Annotated in this window: 20 protein-coding genes; 8 read left to right on the forward strand and 12 right to left on the reverse strand. The window is 58.8% G+C overall.

Going from position 1 to position 23,315, the window contains the following annotated elements:
- Positions 1–28: 28 nt before the first annotated feature.
- From BLT69_RS03390 to BLT69_RS03410, 5 genes are all read left to right on the forward strand, one after another.
- On the forward strand, positions 29–373 hold the full coding sequence (locus BLT69_RS03390; protein WP_058236360.1) for a chorismate mutase: 345 nt from the start codon (positions 29–31) through the stop codon (positions 371–373).
- A gap of 113 nt (positions 374–486) precedes the next feature.
- Positions 487–903 (forward strand): hypothetical protein, encoded by a 417-nt coding sequence (locus BLT69_RS03395; protein WP_083314523.1) that lies wholly within the window; start codon positions 487–489, stop codon positions 901–903.
- Positions 904–1,192: 289 nt separating this feature from the next.
- Positions 1,193–2,194: a TAXI family TRAP transporter solute-binding subunit gene (locus BLT69_RS03400; RefSeq protein ID WP_092648410.1), complete on the forward strand. Its 1,002-nt coding sequence runs from the start codon at positions 1,193–1,195 to the stop codon at positions 2,192–2,194.
- Positions 2,163–2,666, forward strand: coding sequence for a DUF1850 domain-containing protein (locus BLT69_RS03405; protein ID WP_082628486.1), 504 nt, complete (start codon positions 2,163–2,165; stop codon positions 2,664–2,666). The genes BLT69_RS03400 and BLT69_RS03405 overlap by 32 nt, the downstream gene beginning before the upstream one ends.
- Before the next feature lie 121 nt (positions 2,667–2,787).
- The gene (locus BLT69_RS03410; RefSeq protein WP_257590397.1) at positions 2,788–4,701 is read left to right on the forward strand and encodes a TRAP transporter permease; all 1,914 of its coding nucleotides are present in this window, start codon (positions 2,788–2,790) and stop codon (positions 4,699–4,701) included.
- Positions 4,702–5,193: 492 nt separating this feature from the next.
- On the opposite strand, the gene BLT69_RS03415 is transcribed toward BLT69_RS03410, so the two are convergent.
- The 7 genes from BLT69_RS03415 to BLT69_RS03445 form a co-directional block, all read right to left on the reverse strand.
- A complete protein-coding gene (locus BLT69_RS03415; RefSeq protein WP_092648411.1) occupies positions 5,194–7,218 on the reverse strand; it encodes an AMP-dependent synthetase/ligase in 2,025 nt (674 codons plus the stop codon).
- A gap of 2 nt (positions 7,219–7,220) precedes the next feature.
- Positions 7,221–9,965 carry a valine--tRNA ligase gene (gene valS, locus BLT69_RS03420; protein ID WP_092648412.1) on the reverse strand — a complete coding sequence of 915 codons (2,745 nt, stop codon included), beginning with the start codon at positions 9,963–9,965 and terminating at the stop codon, positions 7,221–7,223.
- Between the two features lie 94 nt (positions 9,966–10,059).
- Positions 10,060–10,887 (reverse strand): pyrroline-5-carboxylate reductase, encoded by an 828-nt coding sequence (proC, locus tag BLT69_RS03425; RefSeq protein ID WP_092648413.1) that lies wholly within the window; start codon positions 10,885–10,887, stop codon positions 10,060–10,062.
- A gap of 93 nt (positions 10,888–10,980) precedes the next feature.
- On the reverse strand, positions 10,981–13,008 hold the full coding sequence (locus tag BLT69_RS03430) for a helicase HerA-like domain-containing protein (RefSeq protein WP_092648414.1): 2,028 nt from the start codon (positions 13,006–13,008) through the stop codon (positions 10,981–10,983).
- 35 nt (positions 13,009–13,043) lie between these two features.
- Positions 13,044–13,547, reverse strand: a complete 504-nt coding sequence (locus BLT69_RS03435) for a DUF4853 domain-containing protein (RefSeq protein WP_070727467.1) — start codon at positions 13,545–13,547, stop codon at positions 13,044–13,046.
- 108 nt (positions 13,548–13,655) lie between these two features.
- Positions 13,656–15,296, reverse strand: coding sequence for an alpha/beta hydrolase (locus tag BLT69_RS03440; protein ID WP_092648416.1), 1,641 nt, complete (start codon positions 15,294–15,296; stop codon positions 13,656–13,658).
- Positions 15,297–15,305: 9 nt separating this feature from the next.
- Positions 15,306–15,680 carry a hypothetical protein gene (locus tag BLT69_RS03445; protein ID WP_157886338.1) on the reverse strand — a complete coding sequence of 125 codons (375 nt, stop codon included), beginning with the start codon at positions 15,678–15,680 and terminating at the stop codon, positions 15,306–15,308.
- Positions 15,681–15,873: 193 nt separating this feature from the next.
- On the opposite strand from BLT69_RS03445, the gene BLT69_RS03450 reads away from it, so the two are divergent.
- Positions 15,874–16,644 (forward strand): ComEA family DNA-binding protein, encoded by a 771-nt coding sequence (locus BLT69_RS03450; RefSeq protein WP_070727582.1) that lies wholly within the window; start codon positions 15,874–15,876, stop codon positions 16,642–16,644.
- Positions 16,645–16,674: 30 nt separating this feature from the next.
- On the opposite strand, the gene BLT69_RS03455 is transcribed toward BLT69_RS03450, so the two are convergent.
- On the reverse strand, positions 16,675–17,436 hold the full coding sequence (locus tag BLT69_RS03455; RefSeq protein ID WP_092648419.1) for a DUF4853 domain-containing protein: 762 nt from the start codon (positions 17,434–17,436) through the stop codon (positions 16,675–16,677).
- Between the two features lie 334 nt (positions 17,437–17,770).
- Between BLT69_RS03455 and BLT69_RS03460 the strand changes: the two genes are divergently transcribed.
- Together BLT69_RS03460 and holA are read left to right on the forward strand one after the other, a co-directional pair.
- Entirely contained in the window at positions 17,771–19,321 is a 1,551-nt protein-coding gene (locus tag BLT69_RS03460; RefSeq protein ID WP_157886339.1) for a ComEC/Rec2 family competence protein, read from the forward strand.
- A 55-nt stretch (positions 19,322–19,376) separates the two neighbouring features.
- Entirely contained in the window at positions 19,377–20,360 is a 984-nt protein-coding gene (gene holA / locus BLT69_RS03465) for a DNA polymerase III subunit delta (protein ID WP_058236373.1), read from the forward strand.
- Between the two features lie 17 nt (positions 20,361–20,377).
- Here the strand turns inward: holA and BLT69_RS03470 are convergent, their stop codons facing one another.
- From BLT69_RS03470 to BLT69_RS03485, 4 genes are all read right to left on the reverse strand, one after another.
- Positions 20,378–21,208, reverse strand: coding sequence for an aldo/keto reductase (locus BLT69_RS03470; protein WP_058236374.1), 831 nt, complete (start codon positions 21,206–21,208; stop codon positions 20,378–20,380).
- 213 nt (positions 21,209–21,421) lie between these two features.
- The gene (gene rpsT / locus BLT69_RS03475; protein WP_058236375.1) at positions 21,422–21,700 is read right to left on the reverse strand and encodes a 30S ribosomal protein S20; all 279 of its coding nucleotides are present in this window, start codon (positions 21,698–21,700) and stop codon (positions 21,422–21,424) included.
- Between the two features lie 333 nt (positions 21,701–22,033).
- Positions 22,034–22,627: a type II toxin-antitoxin system PemK/MazF family toxin gene (locus BLT69_RS03480; RefSeq protein ID WP_092648421.1), complete on the reverse strand. Its 594-nt coding sequence runs from the start codon at positions 22,625–22,627 to the stop codon at positions 22,034–22,036.
- A gap of 9 nt (positions 22,628–22,636) precedes the next feature.
- Positions 22,637–23,269 carry a hypothetical protein gene (locus BLT69_RS03485; protein ID WP_092648422.1) on the reverse strand — a complete coding sequence of 211 codons (633 nt, stop codon included), beginning with the start codon at positions 23,267–23,269 and terminating at the stop codon, positions 22,637–22,639.
- Between the last annotated feature and the right edge of the window lie 46 nt (positions 23,270–23,315).

Raw genomic sequence — 23,315 nt, forward strand, 5'->3', positions numbered from 1 at the left:
CACGTAAGACAACGAGGGGAGTGCTGATATGAACCAAACATCTGACCCGAGTGCCGCCAGTGCCGGCACGCAGCCCGCTATTCCTGTAGAACTCAGCCAGGCACGCGAAACGATCGACAATATTGATGCTGCGCTCATCCACATCCTGGCGGAGCGGTTTCGCTGCACGAAGCGCGTAGGGTTCATCAAGGCGGAGCACGATATGCCGCCTGAAGATCGGGCGCGTGAGGCGCGGCAAGTGGCGCGATTGCGGCGTTTGGCGGAAGAAAGCGGGCTGGATCCGGACTTTGCGGAGAAGTTCCTGGCCTTTATGGTGCGCGAGGTTATCCGACATCATGAACACATCAAGCGCAATTTTGGAAACGAGGAGTGAACGGGGCGTAACACGTAAATGACATCGTTCACAAAGTGGGGCCAGTGACCGTATCATAGAGATAGTTCGTCAGAACTGTAATCACGTCATACACTTTCGAGGATATGAGGGCAATGGCAATGAGCCAAAACACCAATACTCCCCCTAATTATGGGCAGGATAACCCTAATTATGGGCAGGAGAATCAGTACAATTCGTCCGGCTCCGATGCGTACGGATCCCAGTCTCAGCAGTACCAGGCTGGACAGCCATCGCCATACGGCCAGCCGGGGCAGTACCAGCAGGCGAGCCAGTATCAGCAGGGAGCAAATCCTGTGGACACCGGCAGCATCGGATGGGCGGTCCTGGGATTCTTCGTCCCGATTGTCGGCTTGGTTTTGTGGTTGGTCTGGAAGGATCAGCGTCCGAACGATTCGCGCATGTCGCGTAACGGCTTCCTGGCATCACTGATCGTGTTCGTTGTTCTCATGATCATATGGTTCATCATTGTTGCGATAGTAGCAGCGAGCGCCTCCGTGTCCATGTCCTAATCCGCGGCACCAGGAACGCGCAAGGCGGCAGATATCCTCAGCGATATCTGCCGCATTTTTGCGTATTTCGAATTCTGCGATTCGAGATACGGCAATGAAATTCTAAAATTTCTCTTGACGTGAAGATAATAACAGGGGTATTGTCCGAAAGAAATATGTGAGCTGAAGGACAGGGAAGTAACTGGCTACATGAGGATTCACCGAGCCAGTATGTCAGCATGGCGCAGGCGAATCCAACCGTCACACAGCCACCTCATCGGACACATCAGCAAGCCCGGAAGGGGACGTCATGAGAAAACGATTTGGAGCCATAATGGCCGCCGCGGCGTTGGTACTGACTGCCTGCATAGCACCAGGTCCTTCGCACGAACGCGGATCCGTCGAATTCATCACTATCGCCGCCGGCGGCACGTCTGGACCGTACTACCAGATCGGCGCCTCTATGGCTCAGATTTTCCGCAACGAACTAGGATCGGACGCATCCGTACAGGCAACGGGCGCATCCGTGGAAAACATCTCGCTCATCACCTCAGGGCGCGCCGAACTGGCCTTCGTCATGGGCGATGCAACACGACAAGCTGTCGAGGGAACCGGCCCATTCGAAGGACGCCGCCAGCTCAGTGAGCTCACCGCACTAACAGCGTTGTACCCCAACTACGTCCAGATCGTGACAACCGCCAGGACCGGGATCCGATCGGTGGAGGACCTGCGCGGCAAACGCGTCGGCGTGGGAGACAAGAACTCCGGTGTGGAACTGAACGCGCAGATGATTCTGGATGCGTACGGCATGACCTATGACGACATCCAGGAAGACTTCCTGTCATACTCGGGCGCCATCGACCAGATCAAGAACGGCCAGACTGACGCAGCGTTCGTTACCTCCGGCCTGCCAAACTCCTCAATCATGGACCTTGCGACAACCGAAGACGTTGTCATTGTCCCCATCGAGGGTGAAGGATTCGCCAGGCTCAAGGAGAAGTATCCCTTCTTCGACCAGAGCGCAATCCCAGGCGGAACATACTCACAGGCAGAGGACGTCCTCACCGCGTCGATTATGAACCAGCTGCTCGTCTCTCCGGACCTGGACGAGGAACAGGTCTACAAAATGACGAAAGCCCTGTTTGAAAACCTCGACACCCTGCACGCGTCTCACAAGGCTGCAACGGGAATCACGCTGGACAGCTTCGATGAAGGCGCAGCAGTCCCCATCCACCCTGGAGCACTGCGCTATTACACAGAACAGGGGGTGGTGAGCAAAGATGCATCCAAAGACACTGCACAGTCTGAATAAGAGCCCGCGGATCGTGGCAGCCGTCGTCGGCATCGCCCTCGTCGCAACGGGTGCAATGTGCGGTGCGTACGCAACCGCGCTCCATGCCGCACCCTCGATAATCATTGAAGATCAGGAAACCGGTCAGGAATATTTCCGATTCGCCGCCACTGACGACGAACCGATCACGATGAAATGGATCCATTCCATCGAGAAGGAACCGTGGGTCGAGTACTACACCGTCCACGGCGACCACCTGCAGCTTGACGCCATCGACATCAAATCATACGGAGCGGGGGTGCCGGCCGACCCTGGAGGAGTGACCACCGTCAAAGACGGTGTCATCCACACCGAAGGAATCAACCGGACGATTCCGGAGCTGACGTGGGCGCATAGCCACGATACTCACACCACGCTCACCGTCGGAACTCATGTCATCGCCCCGACGGATCTGCCACATCATGCCCTCGTGCGACTACGAATTCAGGAGTAGAACCATGTCTCACTCACACACCACATAGGCTCACCCCTCACAGACGCACCCGACCCGGTCGAAACGTGACGACGAACGTGTCAGTGTCGACACGCACGACATTGATGTACACGCCGAAGACGTGCTTGAAGAATTTGACCGGGAATCGCGCGTTCGCCAGGTCGAGTGGAAACCGATGGCCATTCTCATCACAGCCGTCGCAGTCGCCCTGTCCCTGTATCACATGTGGACCGCCTACTTCGGTGCGCCGCCGGTGCTGATCCACCGATCGATCCACGTCGGCGTCATCTTGTTCCTGACATTCCTGCTGTATCCGCCGATCCGAAAGGGCGTGCGCTCGCGAGTCCCGTTTTATGACATCATCCTGGCCCTGGCTGCGCTGTCGACGGCCGTTTACGTGATAACCAACTACGACGGGATTGTGCGTCGGTTCGGTGAACCCTCGACTGCAGACCTTGTCTTTGCGACGATTCTGGTTGTTTTGGTCATTGAAGCGGCGCGCCGGCTCACCGGCTGGGCCATGCCGCTGCTGGCGATCGCGTTCGTGATATACGCGCTGTACGGGCGATTGTTCCCCGGAATCTTCCGTCACCGCGGGTATTACCCTTCCGACACGTTCAACTTCCTGTATTTGACGACCGAAGGAATCTACGGCACGGCAATTTCTGTGTCCGCCACCTACATCTTCCTGTTCATCCTGTTCGGAGCGGTCCTGCAGAAGTCAGGCATGGGTGAGTTCTTCAATGACATCGCGCTGGCTATTGCCGGTCAATCCCGTGGTGGCCCCGCGAAGGTGTCGGTCATTGCCTCTGGCTTCCTTGGGTCGATCAACGGTGCCGCCGTGGCGAACGTGGTAACAACCGGTGCTTTCACGATTCCGCTGATGAAACGCGTGGGCTATAAGTCGACGTTTGCGGGCGCGGTGGAAGCCTCGTCATCTGTTGGCGGCCAGATCCTGCCGCCGATTATGGGCGCTGCAGCGTTCATCATGGCTGAGACCTTGGGCATACCATACAGTGAAATCGCGATTGCCGCGTTGATCCCCGCCTTGCTGTACTACCTGGGCATCATCGCGCAGGTGCATTTGAGGGCAACGAAGGAAGGCCTGAAGGGTATTTCTCGTGACTCGTTGCCTCTGGTGCGAGACGTCATGAAAGAACGCGGTCACCTGGTCATCCCGCTGCTCTTCCTGATCTACATGCTGTTCTTCTCAGGACGCACCATCTTGTTCTCTGCGCTGCTGACGATTCTGGTGACCATAGTGGTCGCAGAGCTTCGCCCGGCTACGCGCATGTCAGTCAAAGACATCATCGAAGCGCTGGCAAACGGTGCCAAAACAGCAATCTCCGTGGCTGTGGCCTGCGCGGCCGTTGGCATCATCGTCGGTGTTGTGACGATGACGGGGTTCGGTGTCAAACTGGCGAATGCAATCGTAGCATTCGGCGCAGGATCAATTTTGCTGTCACTGGTGCTGACGATGGTGGCCTCGATCATTCTGGGCATGGGCCTGCCGTCGATTCCGACCTACATCATCACCGCAACGATGGCTGCACCTGCGCTTGGTCAGCTGGGCGTGCCTCCGCTGGTTGCACACATGTTCGTGTTCTACTTCGGCTTGTTCGCCAACATCACGCCGCCTGTCGCCCTGGCCTCCTTCGCCGCTGCCGGCCTGTCGGGGGCTGACCCGATGCGCACGGGCTTCCAGTCGATGAAACTCGCCCTGGCCGGATACGTCATTCCGTTCATCTTTGTGTTCAACCCGGTTCTGTTGCTCCAGGACGTGAACTGGCTGGAGGGTATGAAGGTAACTGCCACGGCTGTTGCAGGCGTGCTCCTGCTGGCGATCGCCGTCGAAGGCTTCTTTATGGAAAAGGTACCGTTGCTCATGAGAGCAGTGTTCCTGGGCGCAGGCCTATCCATGATGTCGCCTGAGCCGATCACCGACCTGATCGGCATCGCGGCAGGTGCGTGTGCACTGGCGTTCATGATGATGAAGGCCAAGAAGAACGATAACCTCTCACTCAAAGCCATTTAGCGGCGGTTCGGCCGATCGCGCCGTGGCAGTCGATCATGATGCAGACGGCCGGCCCCTCATCGGGCGTCCTGTGGTGATGGGGCGGCTGGCCAACCCATCAGCTGCATGAATTGGGGACGGCTGAGCATCGTGATCTGGCTGTGGCCGTGATATTCCGCGGCTGCGTGCAGCCGAAAGCGGCTGGGATGATCTGCTGATCAACGGGTCAAGGTAATTGAAGGGCTGAATCGTCAACCAGTCAAGGTATGAGGCGTAGGATTCAACATCTCACGATATGAGAACGTTGATATAGTACGGAAAAATCGATGTTCAACGGTCGGCTGTGCGAAGTGAGCGGCCCTCTTACCTTGACGGGTTGACGCGCGGCAGTGCGTTGACCTTGACCGGTTGACTAGGACCTTGACCCGTTGACGTGCGACTGCGCGAACATCGCAAACGGTTGGCTTCTTGCCCGCGCCCTGCACGAGAGCGCGGGCAAGAAGCACACGAACGCTACTTATCCTGGTCCTCTTCAAGCGGTCCGCCGTAGATGTCGTTGATGACAGCCTCGAAGCGCTTGGTCACAACCGCACGCTTGACCTTGAGCGAGGGCGTCAGCATGCCGTTAGCTTCCGTGAAGTCAGAGGTCAGCACGCGGATCGCTCGAATCGACTCGGCACGCGACACATGTGCGTTCGCACGTTCAACTGCTCGCTCCAACGACGCCTGTACCTCCACATTGGTCGAGGCTTCAGCAACGGACATCGCTGGCAGGCCGTGATTCTTCAACCACACCGGCAACATCTCCTCATCCAACGTGATGAGAGCAGCGACGAACGGACGCTTGTCACCTACGACCACAACCTGACTGATCAGCGGATGAGAACGAAGTGGATCTTCCAGCGTGGCAGGTGAAACATTCTTGCCGCCTGCCGTCACGATCAGCTCCTTGGCTCGACCTGTGATGCGCACATACCCATCACGATCCAGCGACCCCAGATCACCGGTGCGGAACCAACCGTCCTCAGTCAACGCCTGAGCTGTCTCGTCGGGCATATTGTGGTAGCCCTGGAAAACCGAACACCCCTTGATGAGGACTTCTCCCTGATCAGAGATCTTGATCGACAGCGGCGGAAGCGGCGGTCCGACCGTGCCGATCTTGGTCAGACGCGGTGTATTGACCGACACCGGCCCAACCGTCTCAGTCAGGCCGTAGCCTTCCAACACAGGCAGTCCGATACCGCGATAGAAGTGAGCGAGATGCGTGGACAGGGGAGCGCCGCCGGACACGATGTAGCTGGCATTGCCGCCCACAAGCTTCAGGAGCTTTTGATACACCAGCTTGTCAGCCACCATGCGCTGGGAACGCAGCGAACGCGAGGGACCTTCAGGAGTATCCAACGCGCGCGAGTATTCCACCGCCACATGTGCAGCCCAACGGAATACTTTGCGCTGAGGGCCCGAGCCCGCCTGAGCGTCCGCCGAGTTATAGATCTTCTCCAGCACTCGCGGCACAACCAGCAGATAGGACGGCCTGAACGAAGCGAGATCCGGCAGCAGGTTCTTCGTGTCAGGGCTGTGCCCCAGCACACCTCCACCTGAAATCTGGAAGACCTGCAGGAAACGCGCAAACACGTGTGCCAACGGCAAGAACAATAAGAGGCGTGAATCTTCACCCGCCGCGATCTCCGGCATCCAACGGTGCGAATTCACCGCCAGCTCAGTGAAATTGCCGTGCGTGAGCACCGTGCCTTTGGGCCGTCCCGTCGTGCCCGACGTGTACACGATCGTGGCAATCGAATCGGTGGTGAGCTGCGCCATGCGACCAGTCAGCACTGTGCGCCGAACCTGAGCGCCACCATCCTGGATGGTTTGGATCGCCTCGGAATCCAGCGACAGCACGGTGACATCCTGAGATTGCGAGCTGGCCGCGGCACGCACCAGTTCCGCCATCGTGATGGTCTCAGTGATCGCCACGCGCGCCTGCGTGTCTCTGAGGATAAAGGCGATCTGCTCGATCGACGACGTCTCGTAAATCGGAACGGGCACCAGTCCTGCACACCAGCAGGCAAAATCCAACAGCGTCCACTCGTAGCGCGTATGCGACATGACGGCGACCCGATCACCGAATTCGAGCCCCATTGCAATCAGGCCGGCAGATGTGCGCTGCACATCCTCGTAGAAGTGCGCGGCACTCATTGGACGCCACGTGTCCCCCATCGAGAGCTTGCGCTCAATAATCGGCTTGCGCGGTGAGCGTTGCACCCTGCGCTGCAGCAGGTAGGGAATCGTGGTGTGCTCGTCGATCCGGACCAGGACAGGCGCCCGCCACTCGAGTGCATCGGTTGAGACAGGTTCGCTCTCGTCCTCGCTCTCGCCCGCGTCAATCGAGTCTCCTGACGGCAGGCGGAGCTGAGACGACGTGAAAGCAGACGTTGCCTCTTCCACACCAATTGACGAGGGAGACTCCTGTCCTGCCGGCTCGACGACTACCTGTTCATCGGCATTCGAATCGGGCTCGCTGGAGCTGTGCGCCATGACTACTTCTTTCTTTTGGCCGGAGGCTCACCCAGGGTCACGTCAGCAACCTTGACACTGTGGGTCTCATGCGAATCATCGCCGCTGTCGGGTGTTGACGCGGATTCTTCAAGAGTCAGCGTACCCGTCACCTTCGTAGCAGAGCGCAGATCGGATTCCACCATTTCGAGGGCAGGAATCATGTCGGCAGGAGCCTGCACCGTCACAGCCAGGAACGGCGTACGCGGAGAAACCTTGGCTTCCGACTTGACGCGGCGCATGACGATCAGCGCTGCCGACGCAGCATCCAGAACAGTCGGGTCACCCTCGGGGCCGGACAGCTCATCGAGGGTAGGCCAGGACGCGCGATGAATGGAACCTTCCTGATACCACGACCACACCTCTTCCGTGACGTAGGGCAGGAAGGGCGCGAGCAGACGCACAGCAGCGTTGATGACCAGGGCCAACGTCGCGCGTGCCGACTGAGCTTCCTCGTCCGACCAGGCGCCGTCGTGGTTGTAGGCACGCTCCTTGACCAATTCCACGTAGTCATCGCAGAACGTCCAGAAGAATGATTCAGTGACCTCGAGGGCACGCGCATGGTCGTAGGCTGCAAATGCGCTGCTGGCAGTGTCGATGACGGAACGCAGGTGTGCCAGAACAGACTGGTCAAGTGGCTGCGTCACATGCGAGGCATCAAGATCCACCTCACCGGAATCGTCGCCCATCGTCAGCGCGAATTTCGAGGCGTTGAGAACTTTGATAGCCAGGCGGCGACCGATCTTCATCTGCGACTCGTCGAAAGCTGAGTCCACACCCAGACGGGCGGAAGCCGCCCAGTAGCGAACCGCATCCGACCCGTACTTTTCGAGCAGGCCCATCGGCGTGACGACGTTGCCCTTCGACTTCGACATCTTCTTGTGGTCTTTATCGACGATCCAGCCGGATAAAGCCGTGTGCTGCCAGGGCAGTTCGCCAAATTCGAGTGCGGCACGCACCACCGTGGAGAAGAGCCACGTGCGGATGATGTCCTGCCCCTGCGGGCGAAGGTCCATCGGGTAAACGCGGGTGAACAGGTCCTCGTCTTCCAGCCAGCCGGCTGCAATCTGTGGGGACAGGGACGAGGTCGCCCACGTGTCCATAATGTCCAGCTCGGCTGCGAAGCCACCGGGCTGGTCACGCTGATCCTCCGTGTATCCGTGGGGCGTGTCGCTGGACGGATCGATCGGCAGGTCAGCTTCATCAGGAATGATCAGCTGGTCGTACAGCGTTGTGCCATCCTCGTCGATCCTGTACCACAGCGGGAACGGCACGCCGAAGAAGCGCTGACGGGAGATGAGCCAGTCATTGTTGAGGCCACCCACCCAGTTCTCATAGCGCACCCGCATGAATTCGGGGTGGAAGTCCAATGCGTGCCCGCGCTCAATGAGCTCCTCATTGAAGTCCTTACCCGTTGATTCATGCGTCCATGGGCGCCCACCGTTGCGGATGTACCACTGGCGGGACGTGACGATTTCCAGAGGCTTTTCGCCGCGCTCAAAGAAGTTTGTCTGACGCTGCGTCGGAGTGGGTTCACCACTCATTTCACCGGACTCACGCAGGCGGTCAACCACTTCCTGACGCGCTGAGAACGTGGTCTTTCCGGCCATCGCCTCATACGCCTGGCGGCCGGCGGGATCCGTGATCCATTCGGGCACGTCGGTTGCGATGCGGCCATCTTTGCGCAAAATAGCTCGCAACGGCAGATCAAGGTCGCGCCACCAGTCAATGTCAGTCGTGTCACCGAACGTACAACACATCGCGATGCCCGCGCCCTTATCCATCTCCGCTTCCGGGTGGGCAAGGACAGGCACTTCCACACCGAAGACGGGCGAGGTAACCGTGGTGCCGAACAACGGCTTGAAACGCTCATCGTCAGGGTGAGCGATCAGGGCAACACAGGCTGCCAGCAGTTCGGGTCGCGTGGTCTCAATGTAGACATCGCGACCGTTTTCAACCGGTGCACCCTGCTCAGCGGCTTGGCGTGCGGCCCCCTCGTCAGTGATGTGGAATGCGAGGCGGTGGTAGAACCCTGGGTATTCGCGTGATTCGAGCTCAGCCTGGGCCACGGCAGTCTGGAACGTGATGTCCCACAGGCCGGGCGCCTCCTGCTGGTAGGCCTCGCCGCGCGCCAGGTTACGCAGGAACGCTGCCTGGGCAACCTTGCGGGCATGTGCGCCGATGGTTTGGTAATGCTGCTTCCAGTCGACCGACAGGCCGAGGCGACGCCACAGCGCTTCGAACTGCTTCTCGTCATCGATGGACAGGCGCTCGCACAGCTCCACGAAGTTCTGGCGACTGATCGGCTGCTGGTCGCGAGCCTTAATGGATTTTCCGCCACCGGTGTGCGGGGGCTGGAAGTCGGGGTCGTAGGGCAGTGACGTGTCGACGCGCACGCCGAAATAATTCTGAACGCGGCGTTCAGTTGGCAGGCCGTTGTCATCCCACCCCATTGGGTAGAACACTTCCTTGCCCATCATGCGCTGGTAGCGGGCAACCACGTCAGTGTGCGTGTAGGAAAAGACATGCCCCACGTGCAGGGATCCGGAAACGGTGGGCGGAGGAGTGTCGATCGAATAGACCTGTTCACGCGTGGCCGTGCGATCAAATGAGTACGTTCCGGCGTCTTCCCAACGGCCGCCCCACTTGTCCTCTAATCCATCTGCTGTCACTTTGTCGGGCACCTGACCCAGGTGCGGTCGCGATGACAGGGGTTGCTGTGTGGTCATATGAGTCTGACTCCATCCGATACGCGTATAACTCTGCCCTTAGCCTACGAGGTTAAGGCGCTTGCCACCAAAGACGTCCAGCATCCAGTGGTGTCTACCTCAACTCACCGTCGCGCTGGACTGCCGCATCGACAGCGGCGACCAGTGCATTCGACAGGCCTGCTTCTTCACTTGCGAGCAGTCCTGCAATGGTGGTGCCACCGGGCGAGCAGACCTGATCGATCAGCTGAGCAGGCACGATGCCGTCTTCGGCTCGGTCAAGGACCAAACTGGCAGACCCGGCAACCGCCTGGGCTGCAATGGTGGTCGCCTGACTCTTCGACAGGCCGTATTTCACACCGGCGCGCGCGAGCGCCTCAATGATCTGAAACACCCAAGCCGGTGAGCATCCTGCCAGTGCGCTGAATACTGCGAACTTGTCTTCGTCAATGACGAGGGTGGTGCCCACCGCGTTCATCAGTGCGCGAACGGCGTCAAGGTAGGTGCCATTTGTGGTGAAGGAGGCGGCGGTAGTCGAGGCAGCCTTGTTGGCACACAGTGCACTCATGGACTGGCCGATCTGCGCATTCACATTCGGCATGACGCGCACAATCGGAACATCACCCAGCGCTGCACTGAGCGTATCGATCGGCGTGCCGGCAGCCAGGGACGCCACGCATACCCCGCCGCGTTCGGCGATTGTTGGAGCCAGCGCGATGCACACTTCACGAATCGCGTAGGGTTTGACGGCCAGGACGACGATGTCGCATTCGGCGGCGATACGCTCATTGGTCGCAGACTGTCCGCCCAGCTCATCGGCCAGTGCGGCTGCCCTGCCGGAGCCGGTATCTGAAAACATCAGGGAGTCGATGGCCTCACTGTGAGCCGCTCCGCGAGCAATTGCTCCTGCCATTGATCCTGATCCAACGAAACCTATACGCATGATCTTCTCCTTCTTCGCGTGCGCGCGTCGCCCTCGTCAATTATTGCCAGCGGACGAGGGCGACTCAAAGTGGGCGGCATGACTGGCGTGACGTTACTTGCGGCGCGTGCCGAAAATACTGCGGGTGATTTCGCGCCCAATCTGAGTGCCGGCGGACTTGATCACGTTGGCCAGTGCCGATTCCATGGATCGTTGGCGGCGCTCGCGGGCTTTCTGAGCGCGTTGCTGCTCACGTTGGGCTTCCTTCTCCCAGCGGGCTCGCTCCTTTTCCGCCTCTCGTTCGGCCTTCTTGCGAGCCTTCTCCTGTTCCTTTTCCAGCTCGGCCTGCTTTTCTTCTGCGGCCCGCTGGTCAATCGCTTTCTGGGTGCGCTCAGCCAGCTCTTCGGTGGCAGAGCGCGGGTCAACAGGTGTGGCGTAGCGGGCGACCAGATCTGAGGCCGACAACAACGTAGAGATCGTCGCGTCGGACGCCTCTCCCATGACCGATGCGGGAGCCCAGATGCTGAACGGTGCGGGCGGTGTGGGGCGGCCTTTCGGGTCGAGTACCGTCACCACCGCTTCACCTGTGCCGAGCGTGGTCAGGATCTCCGCCAAGTCCAGATCAGTGGTGGGGAAAGTCTTGACGGCATCCTTGAGGCGGCGCTGATCGTCCGGTGTGATGGCACGCAGCGCATGCTGGATGCGCGAACCGAGCTGTGCGAGCACGTCAGAGGGGATGTCCGTGGGAGACTGGGTGACGAAGACGATGCTGACGCCCTTGGAACGGATCAGGCGCACGGTGTGGACCACCTGACGCACGAACTCCTTGGTCGCATCGGTGAACAGCAGGTGTGCTTCGTCAAAGACGAATGTCAGGCGTGGCTTGTCCAGGTCACCGACCTCGTCGAGGCTGGAGAACAAGTCAGCGAGCAGCCACATGATCAGCGCGGAGATCAGGGCCGGCTGGCGGGACATGTCGCCTACTTCCAGCAGGGAGATAATCCCGCGCCCGTCACTGTCGGCCTTCATCAGGTCAGCCGTGTCGAATGCGGGTTCCCCGAAGAACTGGTCACCCCCCTGGGAAGCAAGGGCGGTCAGCGTGCGCAAGATGACACCGGCGGTCGCTTTGGACACGCCGCCGATCCCGCTGAGCTCCTCTTTGCCTTCAGGGGAAGTGAGGAACGTGATGACTGATTGCAGGTCACCGAGGTCAACAAGTTCCAGACCGTTCGTGTCGGCCCACGAGAAAATCAGTTGAAGTGCCTGCTCCTGCGTGGTGTTGAGCTGGAGCGCGCGGGCCAGAAGCAGCGGCCCGAAATCGCTGACGCGTGTGCGCACCATCGCGCCGGGAACAGGGGCGTTGGAGCCTGCCGGTGTGAGCAACTGTGTGGGGAAGGAAGCCGGTTGCCAGTCCTGCCCGTTGGCGGTCGTGCGCGCAGCAAGCTTGTCGTTGGCAGTACCCTTTTCGGCAAGGCCGGTCAGATCGCCTTTGACATCGACGAGGGCGACCGGGGTTCCCGCTGTTGACAGTCCTTCTGCCAGGAGCTGGAGGGTGCGAGTCTTGCCAGAGCCGGTGGCGCCGGCTACGAGTAGGTGACGGTTGAGGATGGACAGCGGTATTGTGGCGGTCGCCTGGGGTAGGTGAGTGTCGCCGTCTAGCAGCGTACCGACCGTGATGGTTGGAGCCGATGTGGTGTCCGCGAATGCGTAGGCGGCGCTGATAGTGTCAGCCAAAGGTGAAGAGGCAGGAGGCGTCGTGTCTTCTTGAGGCTTATCGGGCGCGTTGTCCGTCGTGCCTTCTGGTGCCTGCTGGGGCGCGTCGGCTGCTGAGTCCTTGTCTGCTGCTGAGTCCTTGTCTGCTGCTGAGTCCTTGTCGGCGGATTCTTGCTCCTGCTCAGATTCGTCAGCGTGCGGTTGCACGTCGTGGGGCTTGTCAGAAGGCGGGTTGTCGTCCTGTGCGTTCTCGGCGGGGTTTTGGGCTGGGTCTGCGGGCGCCTGCACTGATCCGCCCTGTGCTTCCAGTGCGGCGAGGCGGGCTGCGGCGGCCTCAGCTTCTGCTCGGGCGGCGCGTGCTTCAGCTTCGGCCGCCTGAGCGCGAGCCTGTGCGAGTTGAGCTTCCAAGTCGGCGTTGTTTTCACTCATATCTCGAGTCTAAAAGCTCACCGCAAGGATCAGGGTTAGTTGGCGCCCGCAATTGACTGAGCACCGTCGATCCATTGTCCGGCTTGTGTTGTTGAGCCGTCAGAGGGGCGATTTCCGGAGACGTAGTAGATCGTCAGATCGCCTTTGGGAAGAATCGTCAGTTCGACGAATCCACCGTTTTCTTCATCGTGCCAGTTAAATGTGGTGTCCGATTTGGCATCTTGAGGCGTGATATCGGTGAAGTGGCTCAGACCTGCTGGGGGGAGGACACGGTCGCCGATTTCACGCGCGCTGTCAGCAGGAATTGCGTTGCCGGCCAGGACTGCAGTGCTGACCTCAAAGCCAACGATGGCTCCGGTTTCTTTCTCTGTCGTTCGTCCGTCCAAAGAAGGCCCCTTGAGCTCAGAGAAAGACCCAGCTCCGGATTCGGAGAGTTCGTCGAGAAGCTGCTTAAAGGCGGGGAGAACTTCCGTTTGAACGCTTTCAATTGTCTGGCGCTTCTCAAAGGGGGCGCTGCCATCCCAGAACTCGTTAGTCACTGTTTGCTCCTTTGTGGTACACGACGCTGCTGTCAACGCTGCAATTGTCAGTACGGATAGAAAGGGAATGCTCGGAGCGTGCAGTCTTGTACGTGCTGCGAACACCATCTACTTCACTCCCGCGATTACACGGCCGAAGTCATTCATTGTCGCAGACCCTTCTTCAAAGTAAGAACTGTGCTGCGAAAACGGGTCGACCCATTCCCAGAAGGTATCAGGCTTAGCAGTGGAATCTGCGAGATGCTCGATGCCGTCAAGCTTGTTCGGGTTCTTGCCGAAGGAAAAGTCCGGTCCTATCCCTTGCACTCGATCTCGGTATTGGGCGTGCGAGACGTGCGCATGCGGTCCCGGATCTCCTCCTGAATCAGCGGGCAGGTTATATTCACGGATGTCCTGCACACCCGATCCAGGGGAGCCAAACATCACGAGATCGTCAACTACCCCTGTCCTCGTGTCCTTCACTGCCATACCGGAAGTAGTCGAGCCATACGAATGGCCGAGAACAGTCTGATGCGGGTCACCATATTCGCCTGCCTCACGCGAGGCCTGGATTCCTTCAACGAAAGAATTGAGCCTGTCGGCACCTGCGTGTGCTTTAGATGTGGAGGCAACATCTGACAAGTCCGGAGCATCGTAGCCGAGCCATGCAATAGTTGCGACATCGCCATTATTGTTCTTCAAAGCCTTGCTCTGCATGACGTCTGTCTTGGCCGTGTACGAGTCGAGACTATCGTGAACTGTAGTGTTCATACCGGGAACGAAAGTCGCAACGTGCTTAGCGCTGTCAATATCTCCATGAGCGACAGCGGCTTTCAATCGTTCTCCAGAATCATCTAAAACGAGTAAGGACAATTCCGGGTCGGAATTAAGTGTGGACTCGACAGCGCGAAGATCTTCCAGTTTCTCTTGAGCTCGCTGCCATTCACTATATTCGAGTGATGCAAAACCCGATGGCCCCAAGCGTTCTTGAGCATCAAGGTATTTCTTGCGAGCTTCCTTCTCGGCTTGCTCAGCTTCAGAGAGCATGGCAGGAAGACGAATCTTATTGGCTTCATCGCGTGCGGATCCAGGCAGGCCGTCCAGCCCTCCGATGAGGTCTGGATGATTTTTGATGAGGGCATCTTGTTCATCTTCAGATAGAGCATTCCACCACGTTGCGATTTCTGCTGGTGACCAGGTGGCAGGGTCAGGCAAATCTGATAAACCCGGACTCGTAGAGCTGCTACTCTCCGAATTTCGATAAGAGCCTTCTGCCACGGCGCGAGTGCGATGTGCATACTCGCTGTCCACTTCTGTTGCTCGCTGAACTGCACGGTTGATGTTTGCAATCGTAGCCTGACATTCCGCTTCGTTCCGCGCCGCCTCAATGGCGTAAACGTCTGGGGGGAGAGTGGACGGTGGCGGGGGATGAGATGCCGATCCATTTGCATGGATCGCCACACCATCGATCTGTGCCTGAGTGATGCATTCATGAACGAGAGTCATGACTTCATTGACGCCATCAGCAGCATCTGCCGTTGCCATCATGAGCTCGGCAGTGTCATTAATGACGCGGCTCAGATGTTCAATGATCGTGCCTAATTGATCGCGCGCTGAGTCTGCGGCCTCACCAACAGACTGGATCTCGTTTCGTGCTGCGGCTGCTTCATCCGCCTGAGCTCGGAACTTATGGTAGGAATCAGTCAGGTTGTTCGCCGCTTCAATGACCGGGCCGTCATTCCAATATTGAATATCGCTCCACGAGGGCATTGCGACCTCCTACTTCACTGTGTGAACAGCGGTGTCCCCACCTGTGCCGCCATCAGTGGCTCTAGCAGGTTCTGAGTACGCTGGCGGCTCTACAGTGTTGCCTGAAAATCCGTTCGTAATGCTGTTTTCTGTGGCGTTGAAGCTGTTTTGAGTACTCATAGCAGCATCGCTGAACCGAGACAGCAAATTGGCGGTAGCTTTTGAGCGTTCCTCGATATTCGCGCCGGCCTCCGCCGCGGCTGAAGGTGACGATGCGCCGGGCATTGCTGATGAAAGTCCTGAAAGTGCGTCCGCCACTGTGACGGCGCAAAGATCGTCAGCGATAGATGCAGTTGAATTGGAGAGCTTGCCGAAATCTCCTGGCACGACATGTAAATCTGTCACGGTAGTCCTCTGTCTCCTTGTCAGCGGGCGTTTTCATGATAAGAGATGCATGCCCTCGAGTAAAGAGGTTGGAATAAATCGCTTGTGATGTGGACAGTGCCCAGATATCCACATGAGGCACTTCGCGCTGGAGTTATCCACACTCGCACTGCCGCTGTTCCGAGACAGTCCGCAGTATCCTTACAGTGCTCACATGGACCTCCTTCAACGCCGTCGTCTCAAAAAGCTGACACACGCTGTGTACGCCCAGGCAGCGTCTGAACGCGGCGACGAAACACCCGAGCAGCGCATCCGTATTCTGCCATCGGCGCCGGCAGTCATTGTCCTGGTCCTCGTCATTGTCCTTGTCAGCGCAATCTCAGTATGGCGCTTTCGTTCAGCTCCAGATACCGCCCATAGCCTCGACGAATCATCGCCAAACGAAGCACCGGCTGCTCAGTCCGCCCAGTCCTCCTCGGCTGTTACGGGCGTTGACGAGGGCGATCTACTCACCCCATCTGACACTGCCAGCGTCACCGTCTACGTGACAGGACAGGTCGGGCAGCCGCAAGTCGTGGAGCTTCCCGACGGCTCACGAGTCATCGATGCGGTCGATGCTGCGGGCGGTCCACTTGCTGATGCCGACCTTGAATCGCTCAACATGGCGCGCGTGCTGGTCGATGGTGAACACATAGCCGTGACCAAACCAGGTGAAAGCCCTCCACCCGGTGCTCAGACAGGCACTCCGTCACGCAATGACTCTGATGGCAACCCGGCAGGCAACACGGCACCATCCTGTATCAACATCAACACCGCTGAATCTGCCGAACTCGAAAATCTCGACGGCGTGGGACCAGCCATTGCGCAACGCATCATTGACTATCGCCAGACAGTTGGTCGCTTCGATTCAGTCGAACAGCTCGATGATGTCTCAGGCATTGGACCGGCAATGCTTCAGAAGATTTCGACAGGTGCGTGTGTGTAAGAGCGGCGTTGCCACCGACAGAAACGCCTGCTACTGGGCACTCGCATCGGACTGGGCTCCGTCAGTCCACTGTTCGGCTTGAGTTGTCGAACCATCCGTCGGGCGCATGCCTGAAATGTAATAAACAGTCATGGAACCATCGGGTAGAATCGTCAGTTCGACGAATCCACCGTTATCCGGATCAAACCAGTTGTACGAGACCTCGCCGGTGTCGTCATCATCAGGTGTGAGGTCACTGAATTGGGTCATTCCGAGCGGGGTCACAATGTCGCCTGTGATCCGGCGAGCCTCTTCAGGCGGAATTGCGTGGCCAGCGGCAATGGCAGTTGCAACTTCAAAAGCCGAGATCTTGCCCGTGTTACGATCAGTCGCACGACCCGTCAGCGAAGGGCCCTCGAGCTCTGAAAATTGTCCGGCTCCAGCTGCGGACAGGTTGGCGAGGATTTCCTGGAATGCGGGCAGGATGGTGCGCTGAACATCCTCGATTGTGGCGCGCTGCTCGAGGGATAAGGATCCATCCCAGAATTGATTATCCGTCGTCGGCTGCGAGGAATGACACGACGTCAGCGCAAACGCAACCATGAGTGTGACAAGTGGCAACATCAGGAACGATCGCACCCGCGTTCTCAGCGCATCAGTGCGGGACTTGGTGTGAGCGCGCTGTAAGCGTGCTGCACTCAGTGCGCGGACGATCCTCGTTGATGCGCGCAGGTGCAAGAGTTCTGGAGATGGTCCCGGAGGTGTCCGTATCGCAGCGTCGTGAGCATCAGGAGCAACGTATGGTGGGTTCAAACGGGTGTCCTTGTCATGAGCGCGGTTAGATGAGTCCTACTGTAAGCGCGCTGCGTCGCCCCTGTAAATCGAACGACAACTTAATCCGACCGGGGTTTTGTCGTGTGGAAAACCACCGCCGTCCACAGCCACCACACGTGTGCAGCGCTCACCCACAGGCGAAGGACACACGGTGGTAGGCGGTGAGACGAATGCATACCCTCGTCCTCATGCAGCACTTTTTCTTGATTGAATCATCGGCTCGCACTCGCCGTTGCCATGCCGGTCAGCCGTTTCCCGGGGCGCCACCGTCACTGAAGGCCATCCGATGAGTTCACCGAGGATTTATCCGCGCATGCGTGATATGCGTGTCACGCCGGTTGCCGCCAGCATCTGGATCACCCTGCTCATCTGTCTGCGCATCTCGATCCACCTGAAGGATGCGGTGGTAGTGACCGGTGTCCTTGTGGCACTCGCAGCAACACTGGCCGCGTGGCGGGTTCGTGATCGGCACAATGAACGAGGGAGGCCTCGCCCTCGCCGGATGCGCACTCCTGTCGGATCGTTACGGTTGGGATGGGCGGCAATACTTATCGCATCGGGTGCGGCTGCAATAGTTGCCGGCAGTGCCTGCGATGCTCATGCGCGGGATCCGACCGTGCGCCTCATCGACTCTGGACGCACCTACGTGACGCTCCGCGTGCGCCTGATCGATGACCCAGCTGCGATGGCAAGCCGGTGGAACCGGACACGCTTCTACGCAGACGCGCGCGTCGAACAGGTTGAAGTGTCTCACGGTCAATGGCAGCCCTCGAACGTGAATGTCATGTTGATGGGTGCAGGGATTGGAGAGTATGTGCGCGATGATCGCGTACTCGTGCGCGGCAGTATTGACTCGCAGTTTCGCTCCGACCCGCCGTTTGTGGGCGCGATGGAGGCTGAGAACATTGAGCTGACTGAACGCCCGGGCGGATGGGTCTCGATTGTCCGTCATGTCAGATCATCGATGCGTCAGGTGTGCTCGGCGCTCACTGTGCAAGGCCAGGCGCTGGTTCCCGGCGTCGCCATTGGTGATGATCGCGCCATGAACGAGGAGCTTTCGGACGCAATGAAGACGTCGTCGCTGACGCATCTCACGGCCGTGTCCGGAACTCACATCGCGATCATGTTGTCACTGATCGTCAGCGCAGTGCCAGGGCGAGGATTGATCCGCGCTGGCGCGACCCTTGCGGCGATGAGTCTTCTTGTGGCAGTTGTCGGACCGCAGCCCTCGGTCATACGCGCGGTGTTGACCGCGAGCGTCGGAGTCGCAGGCTTGTTGCTCAAACGGCCTGGGGGAGCGCAGGCAGCGCTGTCCACCGTGGTCGTACTGGTTTTGCTGATTGACCCGTTTTCTGCCCGGGCAGTGGGGTTTGCGCTGTCCGTCCTTGCCACGTGGGGCGTTGTCGGCCCTGCTCAACAGTGGAACGAAGCTGTCAAGCACGCGGTGCGCAGCGATGCCTGGTATGCGCGCTGTGTCAGACGCCTGCTGCAGGCGTGCTGTGTTCCACTTGCCGCTCAAATCCTGGTGGCGCCTGTCCTCGTACTGATGTCGCCGCTTCTACCAGTGTGGGGTGTGATTGCGAACGTTTTGGTCAGCCCTGTCATCGCGCCAGCGTGCGTCTGCGCCCTGATGACAGCGGTGTGTGCGCCGTGGTGGCCCGCTGCAGCAACCCTGATGGCGCACGTTGCACAAATATTCACGGGATGGATCGCGTGGGTCGCTACATGGGTGTCGTCATGGCCGATGGCGAACGTGTCATGGCCACAGGGGATCGAGGGAACTATCGTCCTGGCCAGCGCAGCAATCGGAATGCTGAGTGTGTCCACAGTGGTACGCAGATGCCGTCGACGCATGTCACACTAGTGGCATACCCTGAATCTAAAAAACGACACGGTGAGGAAGCGGAGGAGGATGGCAGATGGCGCGTCGATCCCAGTCACGCTCAAGTGACCCGATCGAACTGGCACCTCTTGTGCTGGTTAAAGGATCCGAAGCCTTCCTGGCAGACCGTGCCGTCAGTGAGCTTCGACGCCAGGCCACTGAACGCGACGCTTCAGTTGAACGCGTGGAGATTTCGGCCGCCACGTATCCGGCTGGACAACTCGATGTTGTCACCTCACCGTCCCTGTTCGGTGAACCCCGCCTGATCGTGATCCCTAATTTTGAAGTCACCAATGACGAACTGATGGTGGATCTGCTGGCCTACATTGAAAACCCGGCAGACGACGTGTGGATGATTGTCCGACACAACGGCGGTAACCGTGGCAAGAAAGTGCTCGATGCGCTCAAGAAAGCACATGTGCCCACGATCGCGGCAGATCCGCTCAAATACGACAACGAAAAAATCGACCTCGTCATGTCCGAGGCGCGCCGCCTGCACCGACGCATCGAAGCTGAAGCTGCGCACATGCTCGTCGGCGCTCTGGGATCTGACCTGGCGGAAATGATGAGCGCACTGTCCCAACTCATGAGTGACGTCGAAGGGACGATCACGACGCAAGCCGTCCACCGTTACCATTCAGGCCGAGTGGAAGCGTCCGGCTTTGACGTTGCTGACGCTGCACTCGCAGGTCGGACAGCTCAGGCGCTCACACTGCTACGCCACGCTCTGGCAACAGGTGTCGCGCCGCTGATGATCGTCGGCGCACTGGCATCGAAGTTTCGGTCGATGGCGTACGCAACCGCTCCGCGTGGCGCTCTGCAGTCTGTGTCGATGAATCAGTGGCAGTTCAACCGTGCACGGCGGGACGTGCAAGGGTGGACTGACACGGCTTTGGCCGGTGCCATTGAAGCCATCGCGCTCGCAGACGAAGAGGCCAAAGGCCTGTCACGTGACCCTGAACGCGCAGTCGAAAAATGTGTCCTCACGATCTGTCGACTGCGCGGGTCGGCCCGCGCCTAAGAGCCTAGGAGCCGCTTCTAGTCCACTTCGACTTCGTCGGGGTGAGACGAGACACGGTTGCCTCGCTCCAGCGCGGTGATCGCGCTCATTTCGTCACTGGTCAGCGTGAAATCAAAGATCTCCATGTTCTCGCGCATGCGCTCAACATGTACTGACTTCGGGAAAATGATGTTCTTCATCTGCAAATGCCACCGCAATACCACCTGAGCAGGAGTCTTTCCATGAGCTTCAGCAGCCTCCTTGATCGGCTTCTCACCGAACAGGTCGTACTTGCCCTGTCCCAGCGGTCCCCAGGCTTCAATCGCAATATCGTGCGAGCGTGAATACTGCGTCACCGAGCTTTGCTGGTAGGTCGGATGCAACTCAATCTGGTTCACAACCGGAACAGTCTCGGACTCACCGAGCAAACGCTCCAGGTGTTTCGGCAGGAAATTACACACACCGATCGAGCGAATCAGCCCTTCCTCTCGGCACTTTTCCATTTCATGCCATGCATCGAGGTACGCATCCTGCCGGGCGCACGGCCAGTGAATGAGGTAAAGGTCAACGTAGTCAAGTCCCAGGCGTTCCAGGGACTGCTCAAGTGCCTGGCGTGCTTTCGGCTGGTCATCGTTCCACAGCTTCGTGGTGATGTACAGGTCTTTACGGGCAATTCCCGATTCAGCGATCGCGCGTCCGACGCCTTCCTCGTTCCCGTAGATCTTCGCCGTGTCGATGTGGCGATAGCCAGTTTCGAGGGCGTCCATCACTACCCGCTGTGCCTCATCTTCTTCAACGAGGAATACCCCAAAGCCCAGCTGAGGGATCTCGTAGCCGTCATTCAGTTTCATCACAGGAATATCGCTCATGGCTCCAGTGTGCCATTGACCACACTCGCGTGCAGAACGAGAACGAGGACGGTCGAACGCGGAACACCTGCGATAACGCGAGCAGAAAATGCCGGCGAATGCGTGATGGCGCGCGAAGCGGACGAAGGAGACTGGCGTGGCCGAACCAAAAAGCGAGGGAGCAGGCGCCATGCCTGCTCCCTGTGAAAGTGTGTGCCCGCTCGGGGCGCAGAATCACTCCGCTTTTTCAGCCGTCATCTTGTTCAGACGGTGCGACAGCTTCGACTTACGCTGGCTGGCCTGATTACGGTGAATCACGCCCTTGGAAGCAGCCTTGTCAAGCTTGCGGGAAGCAACCTGCACTGCTTTTTCTGCAGCGTCCTCGTCGCCTTCTTCAATGAGTTCGCGAGCCTTACGTACCAAGGTCTTCAGCTCAGACTTCACTGACTGGTTACGCAGACGACGCTTCTCGTTGGTGCGGTTGCGTTTGATCTGAGACTTAATATTCGCCACTGTCCGGAAATCTCCTTACTTCATGAACGTCCAGGTCGGTGAGGGTTCTGTCGCTACCGGGACTGGGACGAGGGGACATCCCGCAAACGGTAAACAACCAGACCCCCTGCTCGACCAAGCCGGGAGCCCGACCGTTAACATTACCAGCATCAAGCGCGTCCGTGCCAGTAGCTGAACGAAAAAACGGGGTGAATACGCTCACCTTCGGCCGGTTCGGGCGCCGGCTCCAGAACAAGTGAGCCGGCGGTGGCCCTCTCAGAGGCGCAACTTGACGATAGTGAGCAGTCGCGCGACTCAACGAAAATCTTCAGCGGTGGGAGTTGGCGGCAGTCCTTACCTGTTCGAGTCGACGGTGCGCATGCCGTTGATGACGCGTTCGAAGATCTGACGTTTCAGTGTTGCGCCTTCTCGACGCACTTCATCATGAGCTACCCATAAAACCCGATCGAGTCGAACCTCGGATGGGCGCCCTCGTGAATCCCACGTGCCGGTACCGACGTCCATCCAGTGACGGCCCTGCGAGGCTTCCCAGCGGGCATCTCGATCGTGGTCCTTCGAGGTCAGCTGCGCAACATACACGCCGTGGGTGCCTGACTTTGTCGAGCGGCCGATGACCACGACCGGGCGATCTTTTCCGCGGGAGGCATCCTCCTCATAGGGAACCCACGTCCACACCACTTCACCCGGATCCGCATCCCCATCCGGATCAGGATCGTAGGAGGTATGCGCAAGACCCTCGGACAAGTCAACCTCGCGAATGGAATGCGCGCCGAGGGGGCGCGGCTGGGAACCGTCAGAAGGCATGGAGTTGCGCTGCGATTTGCGTGTCTGTGTGGGCGCCTGCGAGCCGGAGGTGCGCATCTGAGACACCACAGTGAACAGCGCTTTGCGGGCAATGTTGCGTGCGAGTCGGGACCACGATGGCATGAGGAAATCCTAATGAGAAGCTAGAACGATGATGGAAACAAGGCAGGTGACTGCACAGATCGCACCACCCGCCGTCATGGCGAAGAAGGCAATCACGCTGGTGCGCAAATCGCGTTCGAGCCAGGGCGCATTTTCCACCCCGCCCAGGTATTCCGTTGCGGCACGTTGAGCTGCCTCGACACGAGGAAGAGTGGTCTTGCGCCGCAGGTCATATTCCTTACGTGCGTTGAGCCAGCGTACTTCTTCGCGGTCAAGAATTGTCGAGGGAGAAAGTGCCGACTCCTGAGGCGATGAGGGGGAAGCATTGTGGACGGTGATTGAGTTGCCTCCACTCGAATGGCGATGTGCCCGGGAGTCTTCCCGAATGGCCTTGACCCACAGGTGTCGTTCGTACCAGAAGACACCGGTGACAAGCAATGTGACCACCGCAATAATCAGGGGGAGCCATGAGCCGAAACCGTCGCGCTGGCGCACCACGAAAATGCCGAGCAATGCGCAGATGGCTGCTGTCGTTGCGGCTGTGATCAGAACGAGCAGGCCGATAAAACCTGTCACGCGTGCAATCCACCGGGAAACCCGCTGAGTGGTGGCCGGGATGGGTGTATGTGTGCGCGGCGGCAGCGGGGTTGCTTCAGACGTCATGGAACCTTCCTTCAGTACGCTTCGTCATCATTGTCACCCAAAAGTG

Source organism: Schaalia radingae, assembly GCF_900106055.1.
Taxonomy (GTDB): Bacteria; Actinomycetota; Actinomycetes; order Actinomycetales; family Actinomycetaceae; genus Pauljensenia; species Pauljensenia radingae_A.

Coding starts and splice junctions, on each gene's coding strand:
- BLT69_RS03485 (WP_092648422.1), bottom strand. CDS start 23,269: ATGACGTCTGAAGCAACCCCGCTGCCGCCGCGCACACATACACCCATC.
- BLT69_RS03470 (WP_058236374.1), bottom strand. CDS start 21,208: ATGAGCGATATTCCTGTGATGAAACTGAATGACGGCTACGAGATCCCT.
- BLT69_RS03440 (WP_092648416.1), bottom strand. CDS start 15,296: ATGCCCTCGTGGAGCGATATTCAATATTGGAATGACGGCCCGGTCATT.
- holA (WP_058236373.1), top strand. CDS start 19,377: ATGGCGCGTCGATCCCAGTCACGCTCAAGTGACCCGATCGAACTGGCA.
- valS (WP_092648412.1), bottom strand. CDS start 9,965: ATGACCACACAGCAACCCCTGTCATCGCGACCGCACCTGGGTCAGGTG.
- BLT69_RS03400 (WP_092648410.1), top strand. CDS start 1,193: ATGAGAAAACGATTTGGAGCCATAATGGCCGCCGCGGCGTTGGTACTG.
- BLT69_RS03430 (WP_092648414.1), bottom strand. CDS start 13,008: ATGAGTGAAAACAACGCCGACTTGGAAGCTCAACTCGCACAGGCTCGC.
- BLT69_RS03460 (WP_157886339.1), top strand. CDS start 17,771: ATGCGTGATATGCGTGTCACGCCGGTTGCCGCCAGCATCTGGATCACC.
- BLT69_RS03395 (WP_083314523.1), top strand. CDS start 487: ATGGCAATGAGCCAAAACACCAATACTCCCCCTAATTATGGGCAGGAT.
- BLT69_RS03480 (WP_092648421.1), bottom strand. CDS start 22,627: ATGCCATCGTGGTCCCGACTCGCACGCAACATTGCCCGCAAAGCGCTG.
- BLT69_RS03405 (WP_082628486.1), top strand. CDS start 2,163: ATGCATCCAAAGACACTGCACAGTCTGAATAAGAGCCCGCGGATCGTG.
- proC (WP_092648413.1), bottom strand. CDS start 10,887: ATGCGTATAGGTTTCGTTGGATCAGGATCAATGGCAGGAGCAATTGCT.
- BLT69_RS03390 (WP_058236360.1), top strand. CDS start 29: ATGAACCAAACATCTGACCCGAGTGCCGCCAGTGCCGGCACGCAGCCC.
- BLT69_RS03415 (WP_092648411.1), bottom strand. CDS start 7,218: ATGGCGCACAGCTCCAGCGAGCCCGATTCGAATGCCGATGAACAGGTA.
- BLT69_RS03450 (WP_070727582.1), top strand. CDS start 15,874: ATGGACCTCCTTCAACGCCGTCGTCTCAAAAAGCTGACACACGCTGTG.